This is a genomic window from Herpetosiphonaceae bacterium (genome assembly GCA_036374795.1).
GTDB lineage: Bacteria > Chloroflexota > Chloroflexia > Chloroflexales > Kallotenuaceae > LB3-1.
The window spans coordinates 28217-54701 of record DASUTC010000332.1; the positions used below are offsets into that span (position 1 = coordinate 28217).

General features: G+C 65.5%; 11 protein-coding genes. 6 read left to right on the top strand and 5 right to left on the bottom strand.

The window, feature by feature from the left end:
- Positions 1-38 precede the first annotated feature (38 nt).
- Positions 39-1520 (bottom strand): menaquinone biosynthesis decarboxylase, encoded by a 1482-nt coding sequence (locus VFZ66_25555; protein ID HEX6292577.1) that lies wholly within the window; start codon positions 1518-1520, stop codon positions 39-41.
- A 179-nt stretch (positions 1521-1699) separates the two neighbouring features.
- On the opposite strand from VFZ66_25555, the gene VFZ66_25560 reads away from it, so the two are divergent.
- Complete coding sequence (locus tag VFZ66_25560) at positions 1700-1981, top strand: hypothetical protein (protein ID HEX6292578.1); 282 nt, start codon at positions 1700-1702, stop codon at positions 1979-1981.
- 74 nt (positions 1982-2055) lie between these two features.
- Here VFZ66_25560 and VFZ66_25565 read toward each other — a convergent pair whose 3' ends face one another.
- Complete coding sequence (locus VFZ66_25565; GenBank protein ID HEX6292579.1) at positions 2056-2301, bottom strand: SelT/SelW/SelH family (seleno)protein; 246 nt, start codon at positions 2299-2301, stop codon at positions 2056-2058.
- 165 nt (positions 2302-2466) lie between these two features.
- On the opposite strand from VFZ66_25565, the gene VFZ66_25570 reads away from it, so the two are divergent.
- The 5 genes from VFZ66_25570 (at position 2467) to VFZ66_25590 (ending at position 7497) form a co-directional block, all read left to right on the top strand.
- Positions 2467-2790, top strand: coding sequence for a hypothetical protein (locus VFZ66_25570; protein ID HEX6292580.1), 324 nt, complete (start codon positions 2467-2469; stop codon positions 2788-2790).
- A gap of 121 nt (positions 2791-2911) precedes the next feature.
- On the top strand, positions 2912-3730 hold the full coding sequence (locus VFZ66_25575; GenBank protein HEX6292581.1) for a TlyA family RNA methyltransferase: 819 nt from the start codon (positions 2912-2914) through the stop codon (positions 3728-3730).
- A gap of 9 nt (positions 3731-3739) precedes the next feature.
- Positions 3740-5920, top strand: a complete 2181-nt coding sequence (locus VFZ66_25580) for a GAF domain-containing protein (protein HEX6292582.1) — start codon at positions 3740-3742, stop codon at positions 5918-5920.
- Between the two features lie 3 nt (positions 5921-5923).
- On the top strand, positions 5924-6580 hold the full coding sequence (locus VFZ66_25585; GenBank protein HEX6292583.1) for a response regulator transcription factor: 657 nt from the start codon (positions 5924-5926) through the stop codon (positions 6578-6580).
- A 341-nt stretch (positions 6581-6921) separates the two neighbouring features.
- Complete coding sequence (locus VFZ66_25590) at positions 6922-7497, top strand: DUF4256 domain-containing protein (GenBank protein HEX6292584.1); 576 nt, start codon at positions 6922-6924, stop codon at positions 7495-7497.
- 298 nt (positions 7498-7795) lie between these two features.
- On the opposite strand, the gene VFZ66_25595 is transcribed toward VFZ66_25590, so the two are convergent.
- The 3 genes from VFZ66_25595 to VFZ66_25605 all read right to left on the bottom strand — a co-directional run bounded on the left by VFZ66_25595 (position 7796) and on the right by VFZ66_25605 (position 26186).
- Positions 7796-15145, bottom strand: coding sequence for an amino acid adenylation domain-containing protein (locus VFZ66_25595; protein HEX6292585.1), 7350 nt, complete (start codon positions 15143-15145; stop codon positions 7796-7798).
- A 126-nt stretch (positions 15146-15271) separates the two neighbouring features.
- Positions 15272-18373 (bottom strand): beta-ketoacyl synthase N-terminal-like domain-containing protein, encoded by a 3102-nt coding sequence (locus tag VFZ66_25600; protein HEX6292586.1) that lies wholly within the window; start codon positions 18371-18373, stop codon positions 15272-15274.
- Positions 18363-26186 (bottom strand): amino acid adenylation domain-containing protein, encoded by a 7824-nt coding sequence (locus VFZ66_25605; protein ID HEX6292587.1) that lies wholly within the window; start codon positions 26184-26186, stop codon positions 18363-18365. Before VFZ66_25605 ends, VFZ66_25600 begins: the two co-directional genes overlap by 11 nt.
- Between the last annotated feature and the right edge of the window lie 299 nt (positions 26187-26485).

The window sequence follows — 26485 nt, forward strand, 5'->3', positions numbered from 1 at the left end:
GTTTATGTGATCGGTTCAGATGCCATCGTCCACCTCGATCAGCGCTCGATGCCGTAGCTGCGCCACTTGCGGCTGACCAGATCCACGATCTCTGGCGTCATCCGAATGTCCTCCGGCCACTCGCGTGGAAACCGATCCAGCACCGGATCTTTGCGCGTCGCGTCGATGCCCATCTTCGCGCCGTAGGCAAAATGGTCGGCGGAGTGATCCAGCGCGTCTAGCGGCCCGTCGACGATCACCGTGTCGCGGCGCGGATCGACGTTGGAGCCGACGTGGAACAGCACGGCGTTGAGATCCTGCACGTTCACATCCTCATCCACGACGATCAGGAACTTGGAGAGCGACATCAGCATCAGGCCCCACAGGCCATACATCACCTTGCGCGCCTGGCCTGGAAAGCGCTTCTTGATCGACACGATCACGACGTTGTGGAAAACACCCTCGGCGGGCATATTCACGTCGACCAGCTCCGGGATCACAAGCTGCATCAGCGGCAGAAAAAGGCGCTCGGTCGCTTTGCCCAGCCAGTAATCCTCCTGCGGCGGGTAGCCGACGATCGTCGTGGCGTAGATCGGCTTGCGGCGGCGGGTGATCGCCGTGATATGCATCACCGGATACTGATCGGCCAGCGAGTAGTAGCCGGTATGATCCCCGAAGGGGCCTTCGAGCCGCTTTTCGCTCGGATCGACGTAGCCCTCCAGCACGATCTCGGCGTTGGCGGGCACCTCAAGGTCGATCGTCTTGCATTTGACCATCTCGACCCGCTCGCGCCTGAGCCAGCCCGCAAACATAATCTCGTCGATGCCGGGCGGCAGCGGCGCTGAGCCTGCGTAGATCGAGGCGGGATCGCTGCCGATCGCCACCGCCACCGGCATACGGCCCGTGTTGTGGCGCAGCGCCTCGCGCTGCTGCTCCGCGCCGCCCTTGTGGATCTGCCAGTGCATGCCGACGGTCGTCTTGTCGTACACCTGGATGCGATACATCCCGACGTTGCGAAAGCGGCGGACGGGATCGCGCGAGATGACCATCGGCAGCGTGATGTAGCGCCCGCCGTCGTGGGGCCAGCACGTGAGCACCGGCAGCCGCGTCACATCGACCTGATCGCCGGTCAGCACCACCTCCTGGCACGGCGCGCTATCGACCGTCTTGGGGCGGTACCGCACCACCTCCGACAGCTCGCTCAGCTTGCGCAGCGCGTCGAACGGGCCGGACGGAATCTCCGGCTTGACCAGCGAGGCCATCCGCTGGCGCAACTCCTCCAGCGAGTGCAGACCCAGCGCCCAGGCCATGCGCTGCTCGGTGCCCATCGCGTTGATCAGCACGGGCATGTCGTAGCCCTGCACGTTCTCGAAGAGCAGCGCGTAGTTGTGGGTCTTGCTCTTGGAAACCCGATCGGTAATCTCTGTGATCTCCAGGTCATTCGAGACGGGCGTTTTGATCCGTCTCAGTTGACCGCGCTTATCCAGATAGTTGACGAACTCTCGCAAATCGCGAAATGTATGCGGCACGCGCTCAGCCATAGCATCACCTTAATCTGTGAAGAAATACGCAATCTCCGCTTAAGTATAGCATGGCTTGTGGCGGACCACCGAGGGGCTGCGATTTCAGATCTTGGTGCTCTTCTTGCTACCTCTGCGCAGCGCTACGACGGACGTGGCCGGGTCCATTCCCGATACAGTCTCATCGAGGAGGCGAGATCATGGATCGCAACCAGAACACGGGCAGCGGCGAGTCGGTCAGCGGCACTGGCCTCGACAGCGACATGAGCGGCATGACCGACACCGGCAGCCGCGATCAGAGCACGATGAGCGGCTACGACACCGGCACCGTCCGGGGCATGGATAGTGCTACCAGCGGTGGCACGGCGATGGGCAACACTGGCTCTACAGGCGCGGGCATGAGTACGTCGAGAGGTGGAGGGACGAACACGGATTTGAATGTGAGCGGAGACGACGAGGATAACACGGCACGAAAAGGCTAGGCAGCGCGGAGTCGGGGACCATCGATAGCCTTAGGGGGCGTACACGCAGGTACGCCCCCGATCTTTGCCGAGGCTCAGGCTGTGACCGGCGCGCGGTTTTTGACCGCATCGAGCACTTCTTCGGGCTTGGCGTGCCGTCCCAGCGCTGCTTTCGAGAAGAGCAGCTGGCCGTCGCACGTCACCTCAAACCGCCCGCCACCCGATGGGATCAGGCTCAGATCGGTGATTTGGTCTTCGTAGGCTGCTAAGAGCTTGTCCGCCAAACTGACGGCGCGTGGAGTGTAGTTTCATTCCCGGCAGTATTCGATCGAAATCCGCATAGGTCCTCCTCGATCAGACGTTTGATCAACACGGATCAGTGTATCAGAAATCATGCCAGCCGTGGCAACAGCGTACGTTCGACCTGCTGCCAATACGCCACACAGCGATCGAACGTTTCATGGAGCACGTTTGCGGTGCATGAGAGCAGCGCCTATAATGCGCGTATGCATGATGAAGGTCGCTTTTCGATTGCCGTGCGGCTGCTGCTGACCGCGAACGAGCGGGAGCGCTTGCTGGCGCTGTGCCAGCAGGAGCAGGCCGACGTGAGCGATGTGGTGACAAAGATTATCGCCAGCTACCTTGATCGCCGGGATGACCTGACCGTCGCCGCCGTGGCAGAGCCGCCCGCGTCGCCGGACGAGCACAGCGCGCTGCAACGGCATATCCGCCAGCTCCGTATGCAGGCCAGCCACATGGGCACGGAGACACCGCCCTGGCTGCGCCACTATATCGCCGAGCTAGAGCAAGAGCTGCGCGGCAAACGCTAGCGGACGAAGGAACAAAGGGCCGTCAGGCCGGGAGTGTGGGGGCCTGACGCAGAACAAAGAACAACTCGAAACCCGAAACTTGAAGCTTGAACCTTGGAACGGGCGCTAGCGGCATAAACCGATGAAACAACGACTCGATCTGGTATTAGTTGAGCGCAACCTGGTGCCGACGCGCGCGAAAGCGCAGGCATTGATTCTGGCCGGGAGCGTCTTCGTCAACGGGCAGAAGCGCACCAAAGCAGGCGAGCAGATCGATGTCGAGGCCGCGATCGAGGTGCGCGGCGCGCTGCCCTTCGTCGGGCGGGGCGGCTTCAAGCTGGCACACGCGCTGACGACCTTTGGGCTGGATGTGCAGGGCCGATCAGCGATCGATGTGGGCGCGTGTACCGGCGGCTTTACCGATGTGCTGCTGCAACGCGGTGCGCGTCAGGTCGTCGCGATCGACGTGGGCTATGGTCAGCTAGACTACCGCCTGCGGACCGATGAGCGCGTGGTCGTGCTGGAGCGCACCAACATTCGCCAGCTTACGGCGCTGCCCGGCGGCGCGCTGGCCGATTGCGGCGTGGTCGATGTGTCGTTTATCTCGCTGAAGCTGGTGCTGCCCGCGATGCAGCAGCTCTTGCAGCCGAACGCCTGGATCGTCGCGCTGATCAAGCCGCAGTTCGAGGCCGGGCCGCAGGATGTCGGGCGCGGCGGCGTGGTGCGCGAGCCACGTGTCCATCGCCGGGTGCTGCACGACGTGCTGGCGTTTGCCGCCGGAAGGCATCTTCCGCCGCACGGCCTGACCGTCTCGCCGATCACCGGACCGGCGGGCAACCGCGAGTTCCTGGCCTGGCTCGGCGGAGCGGGTCCGGCGCTCAACCTCGACCGGGCGATCGATGACGCTGTGGCAGCGCCACTGCCCACCCCCAGTGACAGCGCCGACGCCGACGAGATCTAACGGATGCGTATGGCAAAACGGAAACTTCCAGCCGAGCCGCTGCTGGAGCGCGAACTACTGGCCGACCGCGCGCGCGAACTGATGGTCCTGAACGCCATCGCCGCTGCCGTCGCCGCGTCGCTTGAGCCGCAGCCGCTGCTGGCGTCGGCGCTCGATCACGTGCTCGATCTGCTCGATTTCGACGCCGGAGCGATCTACACCCGCGAGGATGGAAAGCTGGAGCTGATCGTCCATCGCGGCATCGACGCGGCGCTGATCGACGAGCGCGGCGTGCTGAGAATGGAGCAGCCGCAGATCGCCACGCTGGTCGCTGAGCACAAGCCGCTGGCGCTCGTCGATCTACGCGCCACGCCGGGCCTTGAGCCGCTGGCGACCGATGCGGGCTTTCACTCGCTGCTGGCCCTGCCGCTCTTTGCGCGCGGCGATGTCGCCGGGATTCTGGTGGTGCTGCGCGCGGCAGCCCACGCCTTGAGCGCCCGCGAGATCACGCTGCTGGAGGCAATCGCCGACCATATCGCGCTGGCGCTTGACAACGCGCGGCTCTTCGCCGCCGAGCAGCAGCGCCGTCGGCAGGCCGAAACACTGCGTGTCGCGGCAACTGCGGTCGGCTCGACGCTCGATCTCTCCGCCGTGCTCGAAACGATCCTCGCGCAGCTTCAGGAGGTCGTCAGCTACTATAGCGCCACGGTCCAACTGCGCGAGGGGCACGAGGTGCGCGTGATCGCCGTGCGCGGCTTTGTCACCGATCAGGATCTGCGCGGCATTCGCTTCCCGCTCACCGACGATTATCCCAACCGCCGCGTGATCGAGGAGGCGCGCACCGTGCTGCTGCCCGACGCGCCCGCCGCCTATCCAAACTTCGACGCCGACCACATGCTGCATATCCGCTCGTGGATGGGCGTGCCGCTCTGCTACGCGGGCCAGGCGGTCGGCATGATTACGCTCGACCGGACGGAGCCGAATGCATTTACGGCGGCGGAGGCGCAGCTTGCCGAGAGCTTTGCACAGCAGGCGGCGCTCGCGATCGAGAACGCGCGGCTCTTCGCCGCCGAGCAGCAGCGCCGTCGCCAGTCGGAGGCGCTGCGTAAGGGCGCGCTGGCCCTGACCGAGGCGCTGGGCCTCGACGCGGTGCTGCGGCGGATCGTGCAGCAGGCGACCGAGCTGATGGAGACGCCGATGTGCGCGCTCTATGAGCTTGACCCCGGCAGCGGCCAGCTGACGCTGCGCAACACCTGGGATATTCCGGGCGCGTCCGGCGCGTCCGGCGCGCAGATCGGCGAGCAGATCGTCAGTATCGCGATCAAGGCCAATCGGACCGTGACCGTGCCCGACATCGGCGATGCCGACTGGCGGCAAAAGCATGATCTGGCCGTGCCGGAGCGTACCCGGCTTTCCTTCCAGAGTATGCTGGCCGCGCCGCTGCTGGTCAAAGGCCGGATCTATGGCGGCATCGTGGTCTTCTACGAGCACGCGCGCAACTTCAGCGCCGACGAGGTGCAACTGCTGGATATTTTCGCGGACCAGGCGGCGCTGGCGCTGGAGCACGCGCGGCTCGTCGATCAGTCGCGGCAGCTAGCAGCCCTGGAAGAGCGCCAGCGTATCGCGCGCGATCTGCACGACTCGGTGACACAGACGCTTTTTTCGCTGACGCTGGCCGCCCAGGCGGCGCGTACCACCGCCACCAACGATCTTGCCGCCGCCGATGCGATGCTGCAAACCGTGCAAGACCTGGCGAGCGGCGCGCTGGCAGAGATGCGCGCGCTGATCTTCGAGCTACGTCCGGGCGCACTGCGTGAGGCCGGGCTGGCCGCCGCGATCGAGCGATTCGTGGGCGCGTTCCGCTCGCGTACCGGGATCAAGGTCGAGCTGGAGCTTGACAGCCAGCGCTTGCCGGATGCCGTCGAGGAGGCGCTGTACCGCATTACCAGCGAGGCGCTCGCCAACGTGGGCAAGCACGCCTGCGCCAGCCAGGTCAAGATTACATTATGTCACGCAACCACCCATGTCGAGCTGCACGTGCGGGACAACGGCGTCGGCTTCGATCCGTGCCAGCCGGCGGCGGGCGATCACATGGGCCAGCGCACGATGCAGGAGCGCGCTGCGGCGCTTGGCGGCTCATGTGTCGTGCAGAGCGCTCCCGGCCAGGGAACGGACGTTGTCGTAAAGGTGCCACTGGTACAAAGCGAGTAAAACATGGACCGGATTAAGATCTTGTTGGTCGACGATCATAATGTGGTGCGGCAGGGATTGAAGCTCTTTCTCGCCACGCAGCCCGACATCGAGGTAGTGGGCGAGGCCGATAACGGCATGGCGGCGGTGGCGGCGGTGGCGAAATACCAGCCCGACGTGGTGCTGATGGATCTGGTCATGCCGCAGCTCGACGGCATCGCGGCCACGCAGCAGATCAAAACGCGCTACCCCGACGTAGAGGTGATCGCGCTCACGTCGTTCGTGGAGGACGCGCAGGTCGCGGCGGTGGTCAAGGCGGGCGCGATCGGCTATCTGCTCAAGGACGTGCAGCCCGCCGAACTGGCGGCGGCGATCCGGGCGGCTCAGCGCGGCGAGGTGCATCTTCATCCACAGGCGGCGCGCAGGCTGATGCAGGCGATCGGCCCGAAAGAGCAGCCGCCGGTCGCCGAGCCGCTGACCGAGCGCGAGATCGAGGTGCTCAAAGCGCTGGCGCGGGGCGAGAGCAACAAGCAGATCGCCGACACGCTGGTGGTGAGCGAAAAGACCGTCAAAGCGCACGTCTCGAATATTTTGGGCAAGCTTGGGCTGCAAAGCCGGACCCAGGCGGTGCTCTATGCGCTGCGGCACGGCATGGTTTCGCTTGAAGATATTCCGCTGTAGGCAGCCCTTCGCCGATGAGCCTCTGCGCGGAGGATGGGCTACCCCAGCCCATCCTCTACCGTTATTGCTGGTGTGCTATCATTCTCATCAGAAACGGTTGATAAGAGAGTGGGTAGGTTATGTTATGGGTAACTCACTGACAATCCATGAGCTTGATACTGCTATGAGGGAATGGATCAACCAGGAGGCGCGGAGCGCGGGCGTTTCCGTTGAAACGGTTGTACGGCATCTGATTTATTGTGGTATAGCGGTTGCGGATTTTAACCGCGTCTAGCGCCTCATCGCTTGTTGGGCGGCACGCAACATCAACCACAATCAATCACCAAAGGAGGTATAAACGTATGAACACCATTGATAGCAACAAAAAGGCGTTGCCGCCAGAACAACGTGAAGAACTCCTCAGCGTATTAAAAGCCCGTTTTGAGAAAAACATGAACCGCCATACAGGTCTTGCATGGACCAACGTACAAGCAAAGCTGGAAGCTAACCCTGAAAAACTGTGGTCGCTCAATGAAATGGAACGAACTGGCGGTGAACCGGATGTTATTGGTCATGATACAAAGACGGGTGAATACATCTTTTGTGATTGTTCAGCAGAAAGTCCCAAAGGCCGCAGAAGTGTTTGTTACGACCGTGAAGCACTGGAGTCACGGAAAGAACATAAACCAGAAGATAGCGCTCTTGATATGGCAGCGGCCATGGGCATTGAGCTGCTAGCGGAAGAACACTATCGAGAGCTACAGAAACTTGGAAACTTCGATTTGAAAACATCGAGCTGGGTGAAAACACCAATTCATATTAGAAAGCTTGGCGGCGCCCTCTTTTGTGATCGCCGCTACGACAGGGTCTTTGTGTATCACAACGGAGCAGAATCTTACTATGCCGCCAGGGGTTTTCGCGGCTCGCTAAGGGTCTGAATTTCGCACTGACAGAAGGATATTGGTGGCGAAAGGTGGACGACGGGAAGGCATCGCGTCGAGCGTTAGGACCGCGCTTGGTGGTCTTGTGCATGTGCTTGCCGCTGCACTCAGCGTGTCTGCGATTCTGGCAACATCCGCGCTGGCCTTTACGATTGTCAAATATCTTGGGGCAGCGTCTTTGATCTTCCTGTGACATCCCTTGGAACCCAACGTCAACAATCCCTCGATCTCACACCACGAAATTGTGTAGCGGCGGCCCGATCGCGCGATCGGGCCGCCGTGCTGCGCGGCAGCGCTAGATCAGCCGCAGCAGATCGCCGAGACGCTGCTCAGGCCGCGCGATCATGCCCTCCAAGATCGCCTGGAAATCGTGCAGCATGCGCTGGACCGTGGCGCTGTCGAAGTAGCGCCGGTAGTACGACATGACCAGCCCGATCTCGTCCACGCCGGGAAAGGCATCGACCCGCATCGGATACTCCATCTGCGCCAGCAGCGTCTCCGCCGAGCGCGACGAGTTGGACTGTTTGAAGCTCGTGCCGGGAATCTCGAAGGTCGGCAGGTTCTGGAACGCCAGGTAGCTCTCGAAGAGCGGCTGATCGCTCAGCACATCGCTCCACTCGCGGATCGCCCGCAGCGGCGTGTACTCGTACTGGCTCATCTCGACCTGCTGCGCCCGAAGCTCTTTGAGCCAGCCCAGCAGCGGCGTCTCCGGCGCGATGCGCACCCGCACCGGCAGGACGTTGGCGATCGGCCCGACCATGTACTCGATCCCCGGCAGCGTCGCGGGACGGCCCGTGAGGATGATGCCAAACATGATGTCGTCGAGGCCGGTGTAGCGGCTCTGCAACAGCGCCCACGTGCCCTGGATCAGCGTGTTCAACGTAAGCTGGTGCTGCCGCACGAGCGCTTCGAGGCCATTGGCGATCGACGCGGGCACATAGAGATGCTCCTTGGCAAAGCCCTCCTGCGGCGTGACAGCTCCGGGCGCGTGCGCCACCAGCGGCGTCGCTCGCCGAAAGCCTTTGAGCAGCGGTCGCCAGAACGTCTCGGCCTCCGCCATATCCTGCTGCTCAAGCCAGGCCACATAGTCGCGGTACGAGCAGGACTGGATCAGACGGAGCTCGCGGCCCGTGGCGAGCGCGACATAGAAGCCGGTAAACTCGCTCAGCAGCAGCCGGAAGCTCCAGCCGTCCAGGCGCATGTAGTGAACCGTCACGATCATGTGGTAGGTGTTATCGCCGACCTGGCCCAGGAAAACCCGCACCGACATCGGATCGTCGATGTCGAAGCCGCGCGTCCGATCGGCCTCCAGGCAGGCATCGATCCGGCTGCGCTGCTCGTCGGGCGAGAGTCCGCGCCAGTCTTCCTGCGTGAGCGGCACGCGCACGCCACCGTAAGCGATCTGCAACGGTCGCTCCAGCCCCTTCCAGGCAATCGCCGTGCGCAAGAACGGATGCCGATCGACGACCTGCTGCCAGGCGCGCTCAAGCGTCGGGACGTGAAGCTGCTGATCGTATGTCACCTCCTGCACCACGTACAGGCCCGGCGTTGGTGTGTGGATATGCCGCGCCAGCATATGCTCTTGCAGCGGCGAAACGGGGTATAGATCCTCGACCTGCCGCCGACCGCCCAGCAGCCGATCCAACTCCTGTTGATCCAGACCGGCCAGCGGAAAATCAGACGGCGTGTACCCGCCCGCCGACGGCGACACACAGTGGTCGATCAGCAGACGCAGCGCGGCGTCGTAGCGCTCGGCCAGATGCTCGACTGTCGCGCGGCGGTAGGCGCGTGGATTGTAGCGCCAGAGCACTTCGAGCCGCTCCCCGACGACGCTGGCGGTGATCTGCAAGCCTCGCGGCTGCGGCGCTCCATCCGGCTGGCCGCTGTAGCTCCGTGTAAGCGCGAAGTCCGCCGCAGCCGGCGACGAGATGGCTTCGGCGTACGCGAACTGAATGTCCGGCTGCGGCAGCGATGCCAGCCGCTCGGTAATCGCCGGATCGTCGCGCATGAAGCGCAGCGCGCTGTAGCCCAGCGCATGGCGGGCTGCCTCGCGAGCCTGCTCTTTGATCGCCTTGATCGCCGCGCCGGGATCGGGAGCGTCCAGGCTCAGCAGCAGCGGGACAACATGCGTGAAGCGGCCCACGGTGCGCGACAGATCGGCCAGCTCCGACGCGCGGCCAGGCTCCTCCAGCTCCACCAGCACCGCGCGCGATCCGGCCCAGCCGGTGAACGTCCGCGCCAGGGCTGCCAGCAGAATCTCGGCGGTCTGCGTGCGATACGCCTGGGGCACATCGCGCAGGAGCGTCGTTGTCGCCTCGGCGTCGAGCGTCAGCGTAACGGGCGCGGCCTCGTCCAGCGGCTCGTCTTCGATCGCCTCGCGTGGCACGCCGCCAGCCTGCACAAAGCGCTGCACGGTCCAGTAGGCCAGATCTTGCTCCACGGCGGCGGATTGCGCGTAGCTCGCCAGGCGATGCGTCCACTGGGCGCATGAGATCGGCGCGGACGGCAGATCGATCGGCTGGCCCTGGCTGCGCTGAGCATAGGCCGCCCGCAGATCGTCGAGCAGCAGCGACCACGATGCGTCGTCCAGCAGCAGCGGGTGGATCGCCAGCAGCAGGCGGCCCGGCGCATCCGCGCCACAGGTGAACAGCATCGCTCGTGCGAGCGGCCCGTTGGACAGATCCAGACGCGATTGAATCTGCTCCGCCGCTGCCTCGATCGCCGCATCCTGCTCCCTGGCCGCGCGGCCTGCCAGATCAACGGCCTCGAACGCCAGGGCTGCGTCGGGCATGATGCTGACCTGCTGCCAGCCGGAGGCGTCGTGGACCGGACGCAGCGTGAGCGCGTCGTGATGGCCGACGAGGTGCTGTAAGGCTGCGTGAAGCGCGTCGGCGTCGAGATCGGCGGGCGTTGCGAGCAGCGCCGCTCGTCGCCAGTGCCGTGGCACGGCCCGGCCCTCCACCACAAACCGGCACTGGACCGGCGTGAGCGGCAGCGGCCCTGAGACAGCGCGATCGTGCTCGTCGGCGATCACCTCGGCGACCTGCGCCAGATCGGCGATCGTCTGGTGCTGGAACATCTGCTTGGGCGTGATGCGAATCCCGGCCAGATTGGCGCGGGCAACAACCTGAATACTGGCGATCGAGTCGCCGCCGATGGCGAAGAAGTTATTGTTGATGCCGACCTTTTCCAGGCCCAGCAGGTGCGCCCAGATCTCGGCCAGCGTCTGCTCGACGGGCGTGCGCGGCGGCGCGAAATCGTCTTCCAGATCGGGCAGCGCTGGCGGCGGCGCGGGCAGCGCCTTGCGATCGAGCTTGCCGTTGGGCGTCAGCGGCAGCGTATCGAGCAGCACAAACGCCGTCGGGATCATATACTCCGGCAACTGCGCCTTGAGATAGCTGCGGATCTCCGGCACCAACTGCTGCGCCAGCTTTTCGCGCAGCGGATCGTTAGCGTATGCGCTCCACGGGCGGCGCTCGTCGAGCTGGTCGGCGGGCGGATCGAAGGCGGCGGGTAGATGACCGTTCGTGCGGCGCTGCAAAACCACGTCGAAGCAGCCGTCCGCGCCGTCGCCGGACCAGCGAATGCTGACGGCGTAGGATAGCTCGTCGGCCAGCGCCCAGATCGCCTCAGGATCGACCGCGCCATCCACCGGAGCCAGGGCCGCGCGCAGATCTGCAACCGTCGTGTCCCGATCGCGGCGGTCGAGCAGCTCCAGCAGGCGCGTCTCAGTATGCAGCCGCGCGTTGTGGACGCGGCGAATGCCGAGCGTCACGGGCCGCGTCTCGACCAGCCGCCGCCGTAGCGCATCCAATGTCAGATGATCGCGCTGCCAGTCGAGCCAATCCTGCACGCGCTGCCGCTCCTGAGCCTGGCCCACATGCAGCGTGACATCGTAGCGGAAGCGCGTTAGCTCGTTGTGATGCCGCCCGCGCTTGAGCTGCGCATCCACGTAGTCGATCGCGGGATAGTGCCGTTGCAGCGCGCTGAACAGCGCCGGATCGAGCGCCAGCTCCTGCTCCTGGCTGAGCCGCTTCTGCGCCCGCTGGTAAAGATGATCGGCGGAGAGCGTCGGCTGGGCGCGGTGCAGATCGACCGACGTGTGAAACGCTTCGAGCAGCGGCAGGCTGCGCAGATCGCCCAGGAAGATCGCGCCGCCAGGCGCGACAACGCGCAGCGCGCCTTCCAGCACATGCAGCAGATAGTCCACGCTTGGAAAATACTGCACCACCGAGTTGACGACGATCACATCGAACGCTCCGGCCTCGAAGCCGCCGAAGTTGTCGGCGGAGCGCTGGAAGAGCCGCACCTGGGGCCACTGCCCCACCTGTGCTTGCAGATCGCGGATCGCACGCTCGGAGAAATCGGTAGCCCAGTACGCATCGCAGTGCGGCGCGATCCGCGCCAGCAGCAGGCCCGTGCCGCAGCCGATCTCCAGCACTCGCCGGGGTTGCAGCCCCAGAATCCGCGCCACGGTCTGATCGACCCACTCGCGCATCTCTTCGGGAGCCAGCGGCTCGCCCGTGTAGCTACTGTTCCAGCCGACGATGTTGAAGAGCGGATCGCTCTGCTCGCCCGCGTCGCCATAGGTGCTGTCGAAGACCTGCTGCCAGTGTGTCACCTGTTCCGAGTTCGGAGCTTCGAGTTCCGAGTTCGGAGTTTCAATTTCCTGGTTCCCGCTTTGTTCTTTGTTTGCGACTACATACGCCACCAGCCGCCGCGCCCCAAGGGCACCCGCGCCATCCTCACGCGCCACCACGACGGCATCGCGCAGCCGGGGATAGCGCCGCAGCGTGGCCTCGATCTCGCCTAGCTCGATGCGGAAGCCGCGCAGCTTGACCTGATCGTCGAGTCGGCCAAGGAAATCGACGTTGCCATCGGGCAGATAGCGCGCCAGATCGCCCGTCTTGTACAGCCGCGCGCCGGGAGTCGCTGCGAACGGATCGGGCACGAAGCGATCGGCGGTCAGATCAGGGCGATTGAGGTAGCCGCGCGCCAGTTGCACCCCGCCGATATGGAGCTCGCCGGGGACGCCCACGGGCACCGGATTGCCGTATCGATCGAGCAGATGGATCTGCGTGTTGGCGATCGGACGCCCAATCGGCACGATGCGCCGGTCGTCGTCGCGCCGACACTCCCAGGCGGTGACATCGATCGCCGCCTCGGTGGGGCCGTACAGATTGTGCAGCCGGGCATTGAGCCGCGCAAAGAAACGCTCCTGAAACTCGAACGGCAGCGCCTCGCCGCTACAGATCACCTGACGCAGGCTGGTACACGCCTCAAGGCCGGGCTCCTCCAAAAAGACCTGCAACATCGACGGCACGAAATGCAGCGTCGTGATGCGCTGCTCCTGAATCAGGCGCACCAGATACGCGGCGTCGCGATGGCCGCCCGGCTGCGCCAGCACCAGCCGCGCGCCCGTGAGCAGCGGCCAGAAAAACTCCCAGACCGAGACATCGAAGCTGAACGGCGTTTTTTGCAGCACCGCGTCGGCGGCGGTCAGACCGTAGGCAGCCTGCATCCACTGCAAGCGGTTGATAATCGCGCGATGGCTATTGATCGCGCCCTTGGGCCTGCCGGTCGAGCCGGAGGTGTAGATCATATAGGCCGCGCTGGCGGCGTCGAGAGCGAGCGCCGGATTGGTCGTCGGCGCGGCGGCAATCGCGGACCAGTCGGCGTCGAGGCAGAGCACATGCGCGGCGTGGCGGGTACCGGGTGCCCCTTGGACGTGGTGCAGGCTCGCCACGAGATCGGCCTGGGTCAGCAGCACGGAAACCCGCGAGTCGGCAAGCATAAACGCCAACCGATCGTTCGGATACTCAGGGTCGAGCGGGACGTACGCGCCGCCCGCTTTGAGAATACCGAGCAGCCCGACCACCAGATCGAGCGAGCGCTCGACACAGATCCCGACCAGCGTCTCGCCCTGCGGGCACCCGCCCACGCCCAGCACTTGCAGATGATGCGCAAGCTGATTGGCCCGCTGGTTCAGCTCGCGGTAGGTCAGCGCCGCGTCCTCGAACTGCACCGCCACCGCGTCGGGCGTGCGCGCGACCTGCGCCTCGATCAGGCTGTGGAGGCTGGCGGCGGGCGGATACTCCGTCGTCGTCGCGTTCCATTCGGCCAGTTGCCGCCGCTCGGCCTGCGTCATGAGCTCGATCGCGAAAAGACGCTGCTCAGGATTGGCGACCATGCCCGCGAGCACCGTCTCGAAATGGCCGATCATGCGCTGGATCGTGGCCTCCTCGAAGAGATCGGTGTTGTACTCGACGATCCCGCCGAGGCCATCGCTGCGCTCTTCGAGCGAAAACCAGACATCGAACTTGGCGGTGCCGCTGCTGGCCTCGACATAGCGCAGCGTCAGATCGGTGAGCTTCTGCGCCTGCGAGGGCACATTTTGCAGCACAAACATCGCCTGGAACAGTGGATTACGGCTCATATCGCGCTCAGGATGCAGCTCCTCGACCAGTTGCTCGAAGGGCAGGTCCTGATGCGCGTACGCGCCGAGCGTCACTTTGCGCACCCGTTGCAGCAGCTCGCGGACGGTCGGATTGCCCGACAGGTCGGTCCGCAGCACCAGCGTGTTGACGAAGAAGCCGATCAAGCCTTCCAGCTCAGGCCGCGTCCGCCCGGCGATCGGCGAGCCGATCAGCAGCTCCTCCTGGCTGGTGTAGCGCGCCAGCACGATCTGAAACGCCGCCAGCAGCGTCATAAAGAGCGTCACATCTTCGCTGCGGCTCAGCCCGGCCAGCGCATCGCTCAGCGACTTGGGCAGCGCAAAGTAGAGCGTCGCGCCGTGGAAGGTCTGCACGGGCGGTCGCGGATGATCGGTCGGCAGCTCCAGCACGGGCAGATCGCCGCCGAGCTGCTCTTTCCAGTAGGCCATCTGCCGGTCGAGCACATCGCCCTTGAGCCACTCGCGCTGCCAGGCCGCGAAGTCGACGTACTGGATCGGCAGATCCGGCAGCCCGGTACCATGCGGGTGCCCTTTGGGCATGGGCACTCGCTGTGGCCGATCGTGGGCGAAGGACTCGTAGAGCGTGGCTAGCTCGCGCACGAACACGCCCATCGACCAGCCATCCGAGACGATATGATGCATCGTCAGCAGGAAAACATGCTCGTCGTCGGCGACGCGCAGCAGCCGTGCGCGCAGCAGCGGGCCGTGCGCCAGATCGAAGGGCTGCTGCACCTCGGCATCGGTCAGCTCGCGCACGCGCTCCTCGCGCTCGGCGGCCGACAGCCGGGTACCCTCTGGGTGCAGGTCGATCGACGGCAGCGGCAGCGTGAGCGCGGGCGCGATCACCTGCACCGGCTGCTCATCGGCCAGCGCAAAAGTCGTGCGCAGTGTCGCGTGCCGCCTGACGATCTCGTTCAGGCTGCGATGCAGCGCCGCCACGTCCAGCCGCCCGATCAGCCGCACGGTCGTCGGCAGATTATAGGCCGGACTCCCCGGCACAAGCTGATCGAGAAACCAGAGCCGCTGCTGCGCAAACGAGAGCGGGGCCGGGCCATCCTCCGACCGACGCGGAATGCGGTCGGCCTTCGCGCCGAGCTTGCCCTCGGTCCATTTTTCCAGCAGCGCGCGCTTGGCGGGCGAGAGTTGAGCGCCGCGAAGCGCGCGATCGTCGGGCGCTGACGATTCAGACATAGTGTGCCTCGTATAGATTGATTGAACTGGTAGGGGCGAGGCGCTGCCTCGTCCTGGGCGATCCGGCGGTTCGGCCCTGCGGTTCAATTCGGATTGATCGGTCGTGTGGAAGCAACATTGATCGGGTTAATCTTCCAGGGTTTCAAGGAGAAGCTGCGCCTCTTCTTCGGGCAGCGCTTCCAGCTTCAGGATCAGCTCGTCCTGAATCATCTCGGCAAGCTGCGCGATCGTCGTCGTCTCGAACATCCGCTCCAGCGGCAGATCGATCTGGAAGATCTGGCGCAGCCGGGAGAGCACCTGCGTCGCCATCAGCGAGTGGCCGCCGAGATCAAAGAAGTTGTCGTGGATGCCGATCTGCTCGACACCCAGTAGCTCCTGCCAGATCGCGGCGATCTTGCGCTCAAGCTTGCTGCCGGGCGGCACGTACGTCGTCAGCAGATCGGGACGCGGATGCAGCGAGAACGGCACTGCCTCCGATGATTCCGTCGCCTCCGGCGCTGCGGTCGGCTCGACCGGCTCCGACGCGATCGGGCGGATCTGCTGCGCGGCCACCCAGTAGCGCTGCCGGTCGAAGGCATAGAGCGGCAGCGGCACGCGGTAGCGGCGCTCTGCCCCGTGGGCACCCGCGTAGAGCGCGGGCCAGCTCACGGGCACGCCCAGTAGCCAGAGCTTGCCGATGCTGTTCAGCAAAAACGCCTCGTCCGCTTGCTGATCCTGCGGGTGACGCATCGACGACAGCACGATCCGGCTTCCGGCGCGGCCCGGCTGCTGCTGCGCCAACGTGCTGAGCGTGCGGCCCGGCCCGACTTCCAGCAGAATCCGGCCCGGCGTGGTGCCGTCCGGTCCCAGCAATGTTTGCAGGCCATCCGCGAAGCGCACCGTCTGGCGCAGATGCCGCGCCCAGTATTCGGGATCGGTCGCGGCGGCGGCGGTGATCCAGGTGCCGGTCACGTTCGAGATGTACGGGATCTTGGGCGCTTTCCGCTCGAACTTGCCGACCTGCTCGGCAAACCTGATCATGATCGGCGACATCATCGCCGAGTGGAAGGCGTGCGACGTGTGCAGGCGGCGGCAATCCACGCCGCGCGCGATCAGCCGCTCATGGAGCGCGTCGATCGCCCCGTGCGCGCCCGACACCACACACAGCGACGGACCGTTGACCGCCGCCAGCGCAAGCTGTGGATCGAGCAGATCGAGCACCTCGTGCTCCGGCAGCGGCACGCTCAGCATCGCGCCTGACGGCAGCTCGTCGATCAGTCGCCCACGCAGCGCGACCAGCGCCAGCGCGTCCTCCAGGCTGAACACGCCAGCGAGCGTCGCCGCGACATACTCGCCGATCGAGTGGCCGATCATCGCCTGGGGCTTGATCCCCCAGGCCATCAGCAGCCGCGCCAGCGCGTACTCGATCACGAACAGCGCGGGCTGCGTCAGCCGCGTCCGGCTCAGATCCTCGGCGGCGCGCGTCTCGTCGTCGGGAAACAGCACAGCGCGCAGGTCCCGGGTACCCTCTGGGTGCAGGTGCGGCCTCAGCAGCGCGCAGCAGCGATCGACGGTCGCCCGAAACTTCGGCTCGACCTCGTACAGCTCGCGGGCCATGTTGGGATACTGCGCGCCCTGGCCGGGAAACAGAAAGACCACCGAGCGAGCGCCCGGCTCGCGCACCCGCGACAGCACCCGCTCAGGATGCATCTGCTCCAGCGCATCGAGCGCGTCCTGGCGGTCGCGGCAGACCAGCATCCGGCGGTGGTCGAACGCCTGCCGCCCGACCTGAAGCGTGTAGGCGACATCGGCCAGACTCACGTCGGGCGTGGCCTTGAGCAGCGCCAGCAGGTTAGCGGTCGCCGCATCCAGCGCGGCGCTCGTCTTCGCCGACAGCGGCAGCAGATGCCAGGGACGGCCCGGATCGGCGGGTTCGGGCACGGGCGCTGCTTCGAGCACCACATGCGCGTTCGTGCCGCCGATGCCAAACGAGCTCACGCCCGCCCGGCGCGGCTCGTCGCGCTCCGGCCAGTCGTGCAGCCTGGCGCTGACATAGAACGGGCTGCGCGCAAGATCGAGCCTGGGATTGGGCCGCTCGAAGTGCAGGCTGGGCGGAATCTGGCGATGCTTGAGCGCCTGGACCGCCTTGATCAGCCCGGCAACGCCGGCAGCCGCGCCCAGATGCCCGATGTTGGTCTTGACCGAGCCGACCGCGCAGCAGCCGATACCGTCGGTCTTAGCGCGAAAGACCTGCGTCAGCGCGGCGATCTCGATCGGATCGCCCAGCGGCGTGCCCGTGCCGTGCGCTTCCACGTAGTCGATCATGTCGGGCACTACCCCGGCGACCGCCAGCGCCTCCTCGATCACCGCCGCCTGGCCGTCCACGCTGGGCGCGGTAAAGCCGACTTTGCCCGCGCCGTCGTTGTTGATCGCCGAGCCACGAATGATCGCGTGGATCGTATCGCCGTCGTTGAGCGCATCCTCCAGCCGCCTGAGCACCACGATGCCCACGCCGCTGCCGTCGACCGTGCCGCGCGCCGCTGCGTCGAAGGCCCGACAGTGGCCGTCGGGTGACGACACGCCGCCCTCGCGGTACCAGTAGCCTACGCGCTGCGGCACCGTGATCGAGACGCCGCCGGCCAGCGCCAGATCGCACTCGCCGTTGAGCAGGCTCTGGCAGGCGATATGCACCGCCACCAGTGAGGTCGAGCAGGCCGTGTTGATGTTGAGGCTCGGCCCGCGCAGGTTGAGCTTGTACGAGACGCGCGTCGGCAGATAGTCTTTGTCGTTGGCGATGATCGTCTGGTAGCCGCTGAATGACGCGACCAGCTCAGGATTCGACGCCAGATTGACCAGCAGATAGGTGCTGATGTTGCTGCCCGCGTAGACGCCGATCAGCCCGCCGTAGGTCGCGGGATCGTATCCGGCGTGCTCCAGCGCGTGCCAGGCGCACTCAAGAAAGATCCGCTGCTGCGGATCGAGCATCTCCGCCTCGCGCGGCGTGTACTCGAAAAACCCGGCGTCGAATAGCTCGATCTCGTCGAGCGCGCCGCTGGCTTTGACGTACGACGGATCGCGCAGTATCCGCTCGTCGATGCCCGCCGCCTGCAATTCCTCGTCGGAGTAAAACGCGATCGACTCCTGGCCGTCACGGATATTGCGCCAGAACGTCTCCACGTCCGCCGCGCCCGGAAAGCGGCCACTCATCCCGACGATCGCAATGCCCTGCTCCCGATCCTCACTCGTCATCCTGATCTCCTACCTGCTGCTTGTTTGCGCGATGGCGCTGGCGTAGATCCTTCTGGCGGCGCACACCCTCGCGCCGTAGCTCGGAGCGCTGCGGCGTCGGCTCCTGCGCTGACTCGACCACGTCGACCGGCGCGGCTCCCTCGTGGCTCAGGTGCTCCGAGAGCGCGCTGATCGTCGGGTACTTGAACAAATCGATCACCGAGATCTCGCGGCTGAGCGCGTCGCGCAGCCTGCTGTGAAGCTGCACCAGCAGCAGCGAGTGGCCGCCTAGGTCGAAAAAGTTGTCGTTCATGCCGACGCGATCGATCTGGAGCAGATCCGACCAGATCGCGGCCGCCGTCTGCTCGAGCTCGGTGCGCGGCGCGACATAGCCCGTATCGAGTGTCGGACGCAGGCTCTCCGGCTCCGGTAGCGCCCGCCGCTCGATTTTACCATTGGGCGTCAGCGGCAGCGCGTCGAGCAGCACGAACGCGGCGGGCAGCATATATTCAGGCAGCCGCGCATCCAGAAAGCGGCGCAACTGCGGCACCAGCCGCCGGGCAAAGCGGCCTTGCAGCGGATTGTTGACGTAGCCGCTCCACGGCTTGAGCTGTGCCAGATCGACGGTGTAGCCGGTGCTCGCCTCGGTGTCGTGCTCCGCTGCGGCGCGGCGGCGAAACGTAACGTCGAAGCGGTCGGGCGTGTCCGACCAGCTGATGCCGACGGCGTAGGGCAGCGCATCGCCGAGCGACCAGAGATCCTCAGGATCGACGCCGCCGGAGGATAGCGCCCGCCTGAGATCGCCCACGGTCGCGGCTCCATCGCTCGCCGCCAGCAGCGCCGCCAGCCGAACATCCGACTGAACGCGCGCATTCGGCACGTGCGCGATCGTCAGCGCTTCGGGCGCGTGCGCGGCCAGCAGCTCGCGCACGGCGGCGACGCTCAGCCCGTCCTGCTGCCAGTCGAGGTGCTGGCCCGCTGTGTGCGCTGTCGGACGCTTGCCGACGTGCAGCGTGACATCGTAGCGGAAGCGCGTTAGCTCGTTGTCGTTGCGTCCGCGCTTGAGCCGCACATCGACCATCCCGATCTGCGGTAGATGCTGCCTGAGCGCGACGAAGAAGGCCGGATCGATCAGCAGCTCCTCCTCCTGGGCGATCCGCGCCCGCACCCGCTGCTGCAACTGGGCTTTGGTCAGCGACGACGCCGCCTGGTAGAGCTGCACCGAGGCATGGAGCGCCTCAAGCAGCGGCAGGCTGCGCACATCGCCGATGAAGATCTGGCCGCCCTCGGCCACGGCCTCCACCGCGCCTTCGAGCACCCGCAGCAGATACTCGCCGCTCGGAAAGTACTGTACCACCGAGTTAATGATCACCGTGTCGAACGAGCCTGGCTCGATGCCGCTGAAGTCGTCCGCCGTGCGCTGCAAGAGCGTCACCTGGGGTAGACTCTGCGCCGCCTGCTGCTGAACCGAGTGCAGCGCGGCTCGCGAGAAATCGGTGCCGACGTAGCGCTCGCACTCCGGCGCGATGCGGAAGAGCAGCAGGCCGGTGCCGCAGCCAAGCTCCAGCACCCGGCGCGGACGCAGCGCTTTGATCCGCGTCACGGTCTGCTCGACCCAGACGCGCATCTGGGCGTCGGGGATCGGCAGGCCGCTGTAGCTGCTATTCCAACCGCTGGTATTAAAGGTCGGATCTTGCTGCGGCCCGACCTCGCGGTAGGTTTCCTCGAAGAGCTGCTGCCACTGGGTGATCTGCTCCGCGTTTTGAGTTTCGAGCTCGGAGCTTCGAGTTTCGAGTTCCTGGCGCTCGCTTTGTTCTTTGAACGTTGTTCTTTGTTCTGCTACGACGTACGCCACCAGCCGCCGCTCGCCCGACTCCGCGCCGTGCGTCGTGACCACCGCCTCGCGCACGGCGGGATGCTGGCGCAGCGCCGCCGCGATCTCGTCAAGCTCGATCCGGAAGCCGCGCACCTTGACCTGATCGTCGATCCGGCCAAGGTATTCGAGATTGCCGTCGGGCAGCAGCCGCACGCGATCACCCGTGCGATACAGGCGCGATCCAGGCTCGCCGCCGAACGGATCGGGGATGAAGCGCTCGGCGGTCAGCGCAGGCCGGTTGTGGTAGCCGCGCGCCAGGCCCACCCCGCCGATGTGTAGCTCGCCGGGCACGCCCAGCGGCACCGGCTCTCCGTACGGATCGAGCACATACGCGCGGATATTGGCGATCGGACGACCGATCGGCACGGTCGTCACGTCGGCGGGCAGCGCGGTGACATGATACAGCGTCGGGCCGATCGTCGCCTCGGTCGGGCCATAGGCGTTGACGAACCGGTGCCCCGCCGACCACTGCCGCGCCAGCTCCGCCGGGCAGCTCTCGCCCGCCGAGATCACCGTCTGGAGTCCAGGCACCTCCTCGGACGGCAGCAGCGTCAGCATCGACGGCGGCAGCGTCGCCACGGTGATCGCACTGTCGCGCAGGAATTGTAGCAGCGCAGGCCGCGACAGGATCAGCTCGCGCTCGGCCAGGTGCAGGCTCGCCCCGGCGACCAGCGTGGTGAAGATCTCGGAGGCCGAGGCGTCGAAGCTGAGCGACGCGAATTGCAGCACGCGGCTCTCCGGCACGATCCCAAAGGCCGCGATCTGTTCCCACACCAGGTTGCACAGCCCGCGATGCGCGATCAGCACGCCCTTGGGCCAGCCCGTCGAGCCGGAGGTGTAGATCACATACGCCAGATGGTAGGGATCGACGTGGCACACCGGATTAGTCGCGGGCTGCCCCGCGATGCGCTCCCACTCGGTATCCAGACAGACAATCCGCGACTCGGTCTGCGGCAGCGTCGGCTGGAGCCGCGACTGTGTCAGCAGCACGGGCGCCTGTGCGTCGTCGAGCATGAACTGAATGCGCTCGCGGGGATAGGCCGGATCGATCGGCACGTACGCGCCGCCCGCCTTCAGCACGCCCAGCACGCCGACGACCATCTCGATCGAGCGCTCGACGCATACGCCTACCCGCGTATCCGGCCCGACGCCCAGCGCGCGCAGCTCGTGCGCCAGGTGATTGGCACGCCGATTCAGCTCATCGTACGATAGGAAGCGATCGTGGAAGACTACCGCCCGCGCCGCCGGTGTGCGCTCTGCCTGCGCCTCGATCAGCGCGTGGATCGGCTGCACCGCGCGATCGGCCTGCATCGCGTTCCAGGCGGTCAGCACGCGCTCGCGCTCCGGCTCTGCCAGCAGCGGCAGCCTGCCGATCGGCTGTGCGGGATCGGCGACGATGCCCTCCAGCAGCGTCTGGAAATGGCGCAGCATACGCGCGATCGTCGCGTCGTCGAAGAGATCGGTGCTGTACTCAAGCGCGCCGCCCAGGCCGTCCGCACGCTCCCACATGAACATCGTCAGATCGAACTTGGACGTGCCGCTGTCCACATCCAGCGCCATAAAGGTCAGATCTTCGACGTTGAGCGGCGGCAGCGGCGCGTTCTGGAGCGCGAACGCCACCTGGAAGATCGGCTGGCGGCTCAGATCGCGATCGGGATGCAACTGCTCGACCAGATACTCGAAGGGCAAGTCCTGATGCATGTACGCGCCCAGCGCCACCTCGCGCACGCGCAGCAGCAGCTCGCGGAAGCTCGGATTGCCCGACAGATCCGTGCGCAGCACCAGCGTGTTGACGAAAAAGCCGATCAGCGGCTCGGTTTCCTGGCGCGTGCGGTTGGCGATCGGCGAGCTGACCAGCAGATCATCCTGGCCGCTGTAGCGGTAGAGCAAGGTCTGCCAGGCCGCCAGCAGCGTCATGTAGAGCGTGGCCGACTCGCGCTGGCTCAGCGCGATCAGCGCATCGTGGAGCGCCCTGGGCATGACGAAGCGCTGCGTGCTGCCCCGGAACGATTGGACCGGCGGGCGCGGATGATCGGTCGGCAGCTCCAGCACCGGCAGCTCGCCGCCGAGATGCTCTTTCCAGTAGCTAAGCTGCTGCTCAAGCACCGCGCCCTGCAACCACTGGCGCTGCCAGACGGCAAAATCGGCGTACTGGATCAACAGCGGCGGCAGATCGTTCGCGCCATGCGGGCTGATGATCCCGGCAAAGGTCGAGTAGAGCGCCGCCAGCTCGCGGATCAAAATGCCCATCGACCAGCCATCCGAGACGATATGATGCATCGTCAGCAGCACGATATGGTCGGTATCGCTCAGGCGCAGCAGCGTGGCGCGCAGCACCGGGCCGTGGGCCAGATCAAAGGGCTGCTGCGCCTCGGCGGTGGCAAGCTGCCGCGCACGGTCGTCGCGCGCGGCCTCCGGCAGCGCGCGCAGATCAACGACCGGCAGCGGGATCGGCATGTCGGGCGTGATCACCTGCACCGGCGCGCCATCTCGCGCCATGAAAGTCGTGCGCAGCGCCTCATGCCGCCGCACAATCTGGCTGAGACTTCGCGCCAGGGCTGCCTCGTCCAGCCGCCCGATCAGCCGCACGGCGGCGGGCACGTTATAGAATGGATTGCCGGGCACAAGCTGATCGAGAAACCAGAGCCGCTGCTGGGCAAACGAGAGCGGCAGCGGCTGCTCGCGCGGCACTGGCACCAGCGGCGGCGCGGCGGCGATCACCGCCGCTGTGCGCGCGGCATCGATGCGCTCGGCCAGGCCCGCGACGGTCGGCGCTTCAAAGACCGCGCGCAGCGGCAGCTCGACCTCGAACGCATCGCGCACGCGGGTGATCACCTGGGTGGCGAGCAGCGAGTGACCGCCGAGCTCGAAGAAGTTGTCGTGCAGCCCGGCGCGCTCGACGCCCAGGATGCTGGCCCAGATCCCCGCAACCATCTGCTCGGTCGGCGTGCGCGGCGCGACGAACGCGCCTGTTGTCTCGAAGCTGCCCTGGTCGGGCGCCGGCAAGGCTTTGCGATCGACCTTGCCGCTGGGCGTGACCGGCAGCGCGGGCAGCACCACAAACACACTCGGCACCATGTACTCCGGCAGATGCTCCTTCAGGTAGGCGCGGAGTTCGGAGTTTCGAGTTCCACGTTCCACGTTCCACGTTTCAGGTTCCGGCTGCCCAGTTCCTTTGTGCTTTTGTTCCGGTGTTCCTTTGTTCCCCTGTTCTACCACGTACGCTACCAACCGTTTCTGCGGGTGCCCGCCTGCGGGCGACAGATCCTCCCGCGCCACGACCACCGCGTCCTGTATCGCAGGATGCCGGTTGAGCACGGCCTCGACCTCGCCCAGCTCGACGCGGAAGCCGCGAATCTTGACCTGATGGTCGATCCGGCCCAGGAATTGAATCGTGCCGTCTGGCCGGTAGCGCGCCAGATCGCCGCTCTTGTAGAGCCGCCCGCCCGATCCGCCGAACGGATCGGGAACGTACTTCTCGGCGGTCAGATCGGGCCGGTTGCAGTAGTCGCGCGCCAGGCACACGCCGCCGATATAGACCTCGCCCGCCACGCCGACCGGCACCGGCTGAAGCTGCCGATCCAGCAGATAGATCTGCGTGTTGGCGATCGGACGACCGATCGGCGGCAGCGCGGGCCACTCGTGTGGATCGCCCGCCAGAATATGCGCGGTACAGACATGCGTCTCGGACGGGCCGTAGTAGTTCTGCAAGCGCGCGCCCGGAAGCTGTTCAAAGAGCCTGACGATCTGCCGTGTCACCTGCAACTGCTCGCCCGCCGTCAGCAGATCGCGGATACCGCCGGGCACCGTGCCATAGCTATCGGCGACCTCGGCCAGTTGTTGCAGCGCGACAAACGGCAGGAACATCCACTCCACCGCGTGCTCGCGCAGCACATGCAGCAGCGCCACCGAATCGCGGCGGATCTCCTCGCTGATCATCACCAGCCTGCCGCCCCGATACCACGTGGCAAACATCTCCTGAAACGAGGCGTCGAAGCTGATCGGCGCGAACTGCACGGTCGTCGGCGGATGCTGCCCCGGCGTCGAGTCGCGCAGCCCCCAGGCGATCAGGTTCATCAGCGCGCGATGCGGCATGCTGATCCCTTTGGGCCAGCCCGTCGAGCCGGAGGTGTAGATCACATACGCCAGATGGTCGGGGTCCACGTCGCGGCGGGGATTATCGTCCGGCTGCTCCGCGATCGTCGGCCAGTCGGTATCCAGGCAGCGCACGTGCAGGCCGTGGCTGGGCAGGCGCTCCCGCAGCCGCTCCTGGGTCAGCAGCACCAGCGCCCGCGCGTCGTGGAGCATATACTCCAGCCGCTCCAGCGGATAGGCCGGATCGAGCGGCAGGTACGCGCCGCCCGCCTTGAGGATGCCCAGCACGCCGATCATCAGGTCCGGCGAGCGCTCGACGCACAGGCCGACGCAGACATCGGGGCCAACGCCCAGGGCACGAAGCTGATGTGCGAGCTGGTTGGATCGGCGATTCAGCTCGGCGTAGCTCAGCGACCGGTCCGCGCCGACCACGGCAATCGCGTCGGGCGTGCGCGCCGCCTGCGCCTCGAAGGGATCGCACACGTCGCCGCGCTGCGGATACTCCGCCGTCGTCGCGTTCCACTCCACGAGCAACTGGTGCCGCTCTTCGACAGTCAGGATCGAGATGTCGCCAAGGCGCTGCATCGGATCGGCGATCAGCGCGTCCAGCACCGTCCGCAGATGGCCCAGCACCCGCGCGATCGTCGCGTCGTCGAAGCGCTGGCGATCGTAGGAAATATCCACGATCAGGTTCGGACGGGACTCGGCGATGATCGTCAGCGGATAGTTGGTGCGGCGCAGCAGTTGTAGGCTCCGGTTGCGCTCGGCGCTCTCGAAGGGAAAGTTTTCAATGACGACGATGCTTTCAAAGAGCGACGTGCCGCGCGGCAGATCGCTCCACTGCTGCACGTCGAGCAGCGGGCTGTGCTCGTACTGGCGCAGCTCGGCCAGATGGCCCTGAATCTGCTCCAGCCAGGTCGCCAGCGCTGCCGCAGGCTGGATCTGCACCCGCAGCGGCAGCGTGTTGATGAATACGCCGATCATCGCGTCGCTGCCCGCCAGCTTCGGCGAGCGCCCGGAGACGGTCACGCCGTACACGATGTCGCTCTCGCCGCTGTAGCGGCTGAGCAGCAGCGCCCACGCGCCCTGGACGATCGTGCTGAGCGTGAGATGGTGCTGCCGCGCCGCCTCTAGCAGCGCCGCCGTGCTCTCCAGCGAGAAGACAAGACTCTGCTCCGTATAGCGCGTGGACTCGTCGATCGGCGCTGGCACGGGTGTGTCGATGCCAAGCGGCGTAGGCGTGCGAAAGCCGCGCAGCGTGTCGCGCCAGAACTCCTCGGCGCGATCAAGATCTTGCTCCCGCAGCCAGGTGATGTAGTCGCGGTACGGACGTACACGTTTCGCCTGGGGCTGCTGACGATTGTGCAGCGCCTCGTAGACCGCCAGAACCTCGCCGAGCAGCAAGGACACCGACCAGCCATCCAATAAAATATGGTGGTAGCTCCAGACAAACCGAAACTCGTCGTCAGCAAGCTGGATCAGCGACAGCCGCAGCAGCGGCGGCGCGTTGAACTGAAAGCCTTTGCGCCGGTCGGCAGCGAGATACGCTTCGATCCGCGACTCCTGCTCGTCGGAGGGCAGATCCCGCCAGTCCAGAAAAACAAACGGCACGTCGACCCGTCGATGAACCACCTGGAGCGGCTCGTCCAGATCTTCCCAGAAGAACGATGTGCGCAGCACTGCATGACGCTCGATCAGCCGCTGCCAGGCCCGCGCAAAGGCCGCGATGTCGATCGCGTAGGGCAGCGGCCAGATATACTGCTCGACATAGACGCCTGTCTCCGGGGTGTAGAGGCTATGGAAAAGGATGCCTTGCTGGATCGGTGAGAGCCGATAAATATCGACAATATCCTCTTGATTCACGGCGCGCGCTCCTGACGCTGGTGATAGACATATCGAGGGCTACCGGTGCAAGTTTCTGGACCTTGAGGATCTCAAGGTTCGGTGAGTGCTCAACCTGCGGTGGCAGAAAGATGCAATGAATGTGGAGATGTATAATTTTAATATAACACTCTGCGCTCATCGGCACAAGCCGCACCGATCGCCCCTTTTTCGTCAGCGATCTTACTACTCCTTAACCTGACAGGACGTACGCAGTGGTCTTAACGGCCTTCGGCAGAGCGGTACCGCATTGGTCAAGGTTGTGTGGTTTTGTGCCCTTC

Bases quoted from the DNA above. Each gene is read 5' to 3' on its own strand.
- VFZ66_25570 (HEX6292580.1), top strand. From the start codon at position 2,467: ATGCATGATGAAGGTCGCTTTTCGATTGCCGTGCGGCTGCTGCTGACC.
- VFZ66_25590 (HEX6292584.1), top strand. From the start codon at position 6,922: ATGAACACCATTGATAGCAACAAAAAGGCGTTGCCGCCAGAACAACGT.
- VFZ66_25580 (HEX6292582.1), top strand. From the start codon at position 3,740: ATGGCAAAACGGAAACTTCCAGCCGAGCCGCTGCTGGAGCGCGAACTA.
- VFZ66_25575 (HEX6292581.1), top strand. From the start codon at position 2,912: ATGAAACAACGACTCGATCTGGTATTAGTTGAGCGCAACCTGGTGCCG.
- VFZ66_25560 (HEX6292578.1), top strand. From the start codon at position 1,700: ATGGATCGCAACCAGAACACGGGCAGCGGCGAGTCGGTCAGCGGCACT.
- VFZ66_25555 (HEX6292577.1), bottom strand. From the start codon at position 1,520: ATGGCTGAGCGCGTGCCGCATACATTTCGCGATTTGCGAGAGTTCGTC.
- VFZ66_25585 (HEX6292583.1), top strand. From the start codon at position 5,924: ATGGACCGGATTAAGATCTTGTTGGTCGACGATCATAATGTGGTGCGG.
- VFZ66_25600 (HEX6292586.1), bottom strand. From the start codon at position 18,373: ATGACGAGTGAGGATCGGGAGCAGGGCATTGCGATCGTCGGGATGAGT.
- VFZ66_25595 (HEX6292585.1), bottom strand. From the start codon at position 15,145: ATGTCTGAATCGTCAGCGCCCGACGATCGCGCGCTTCGCGGCGCTCAA.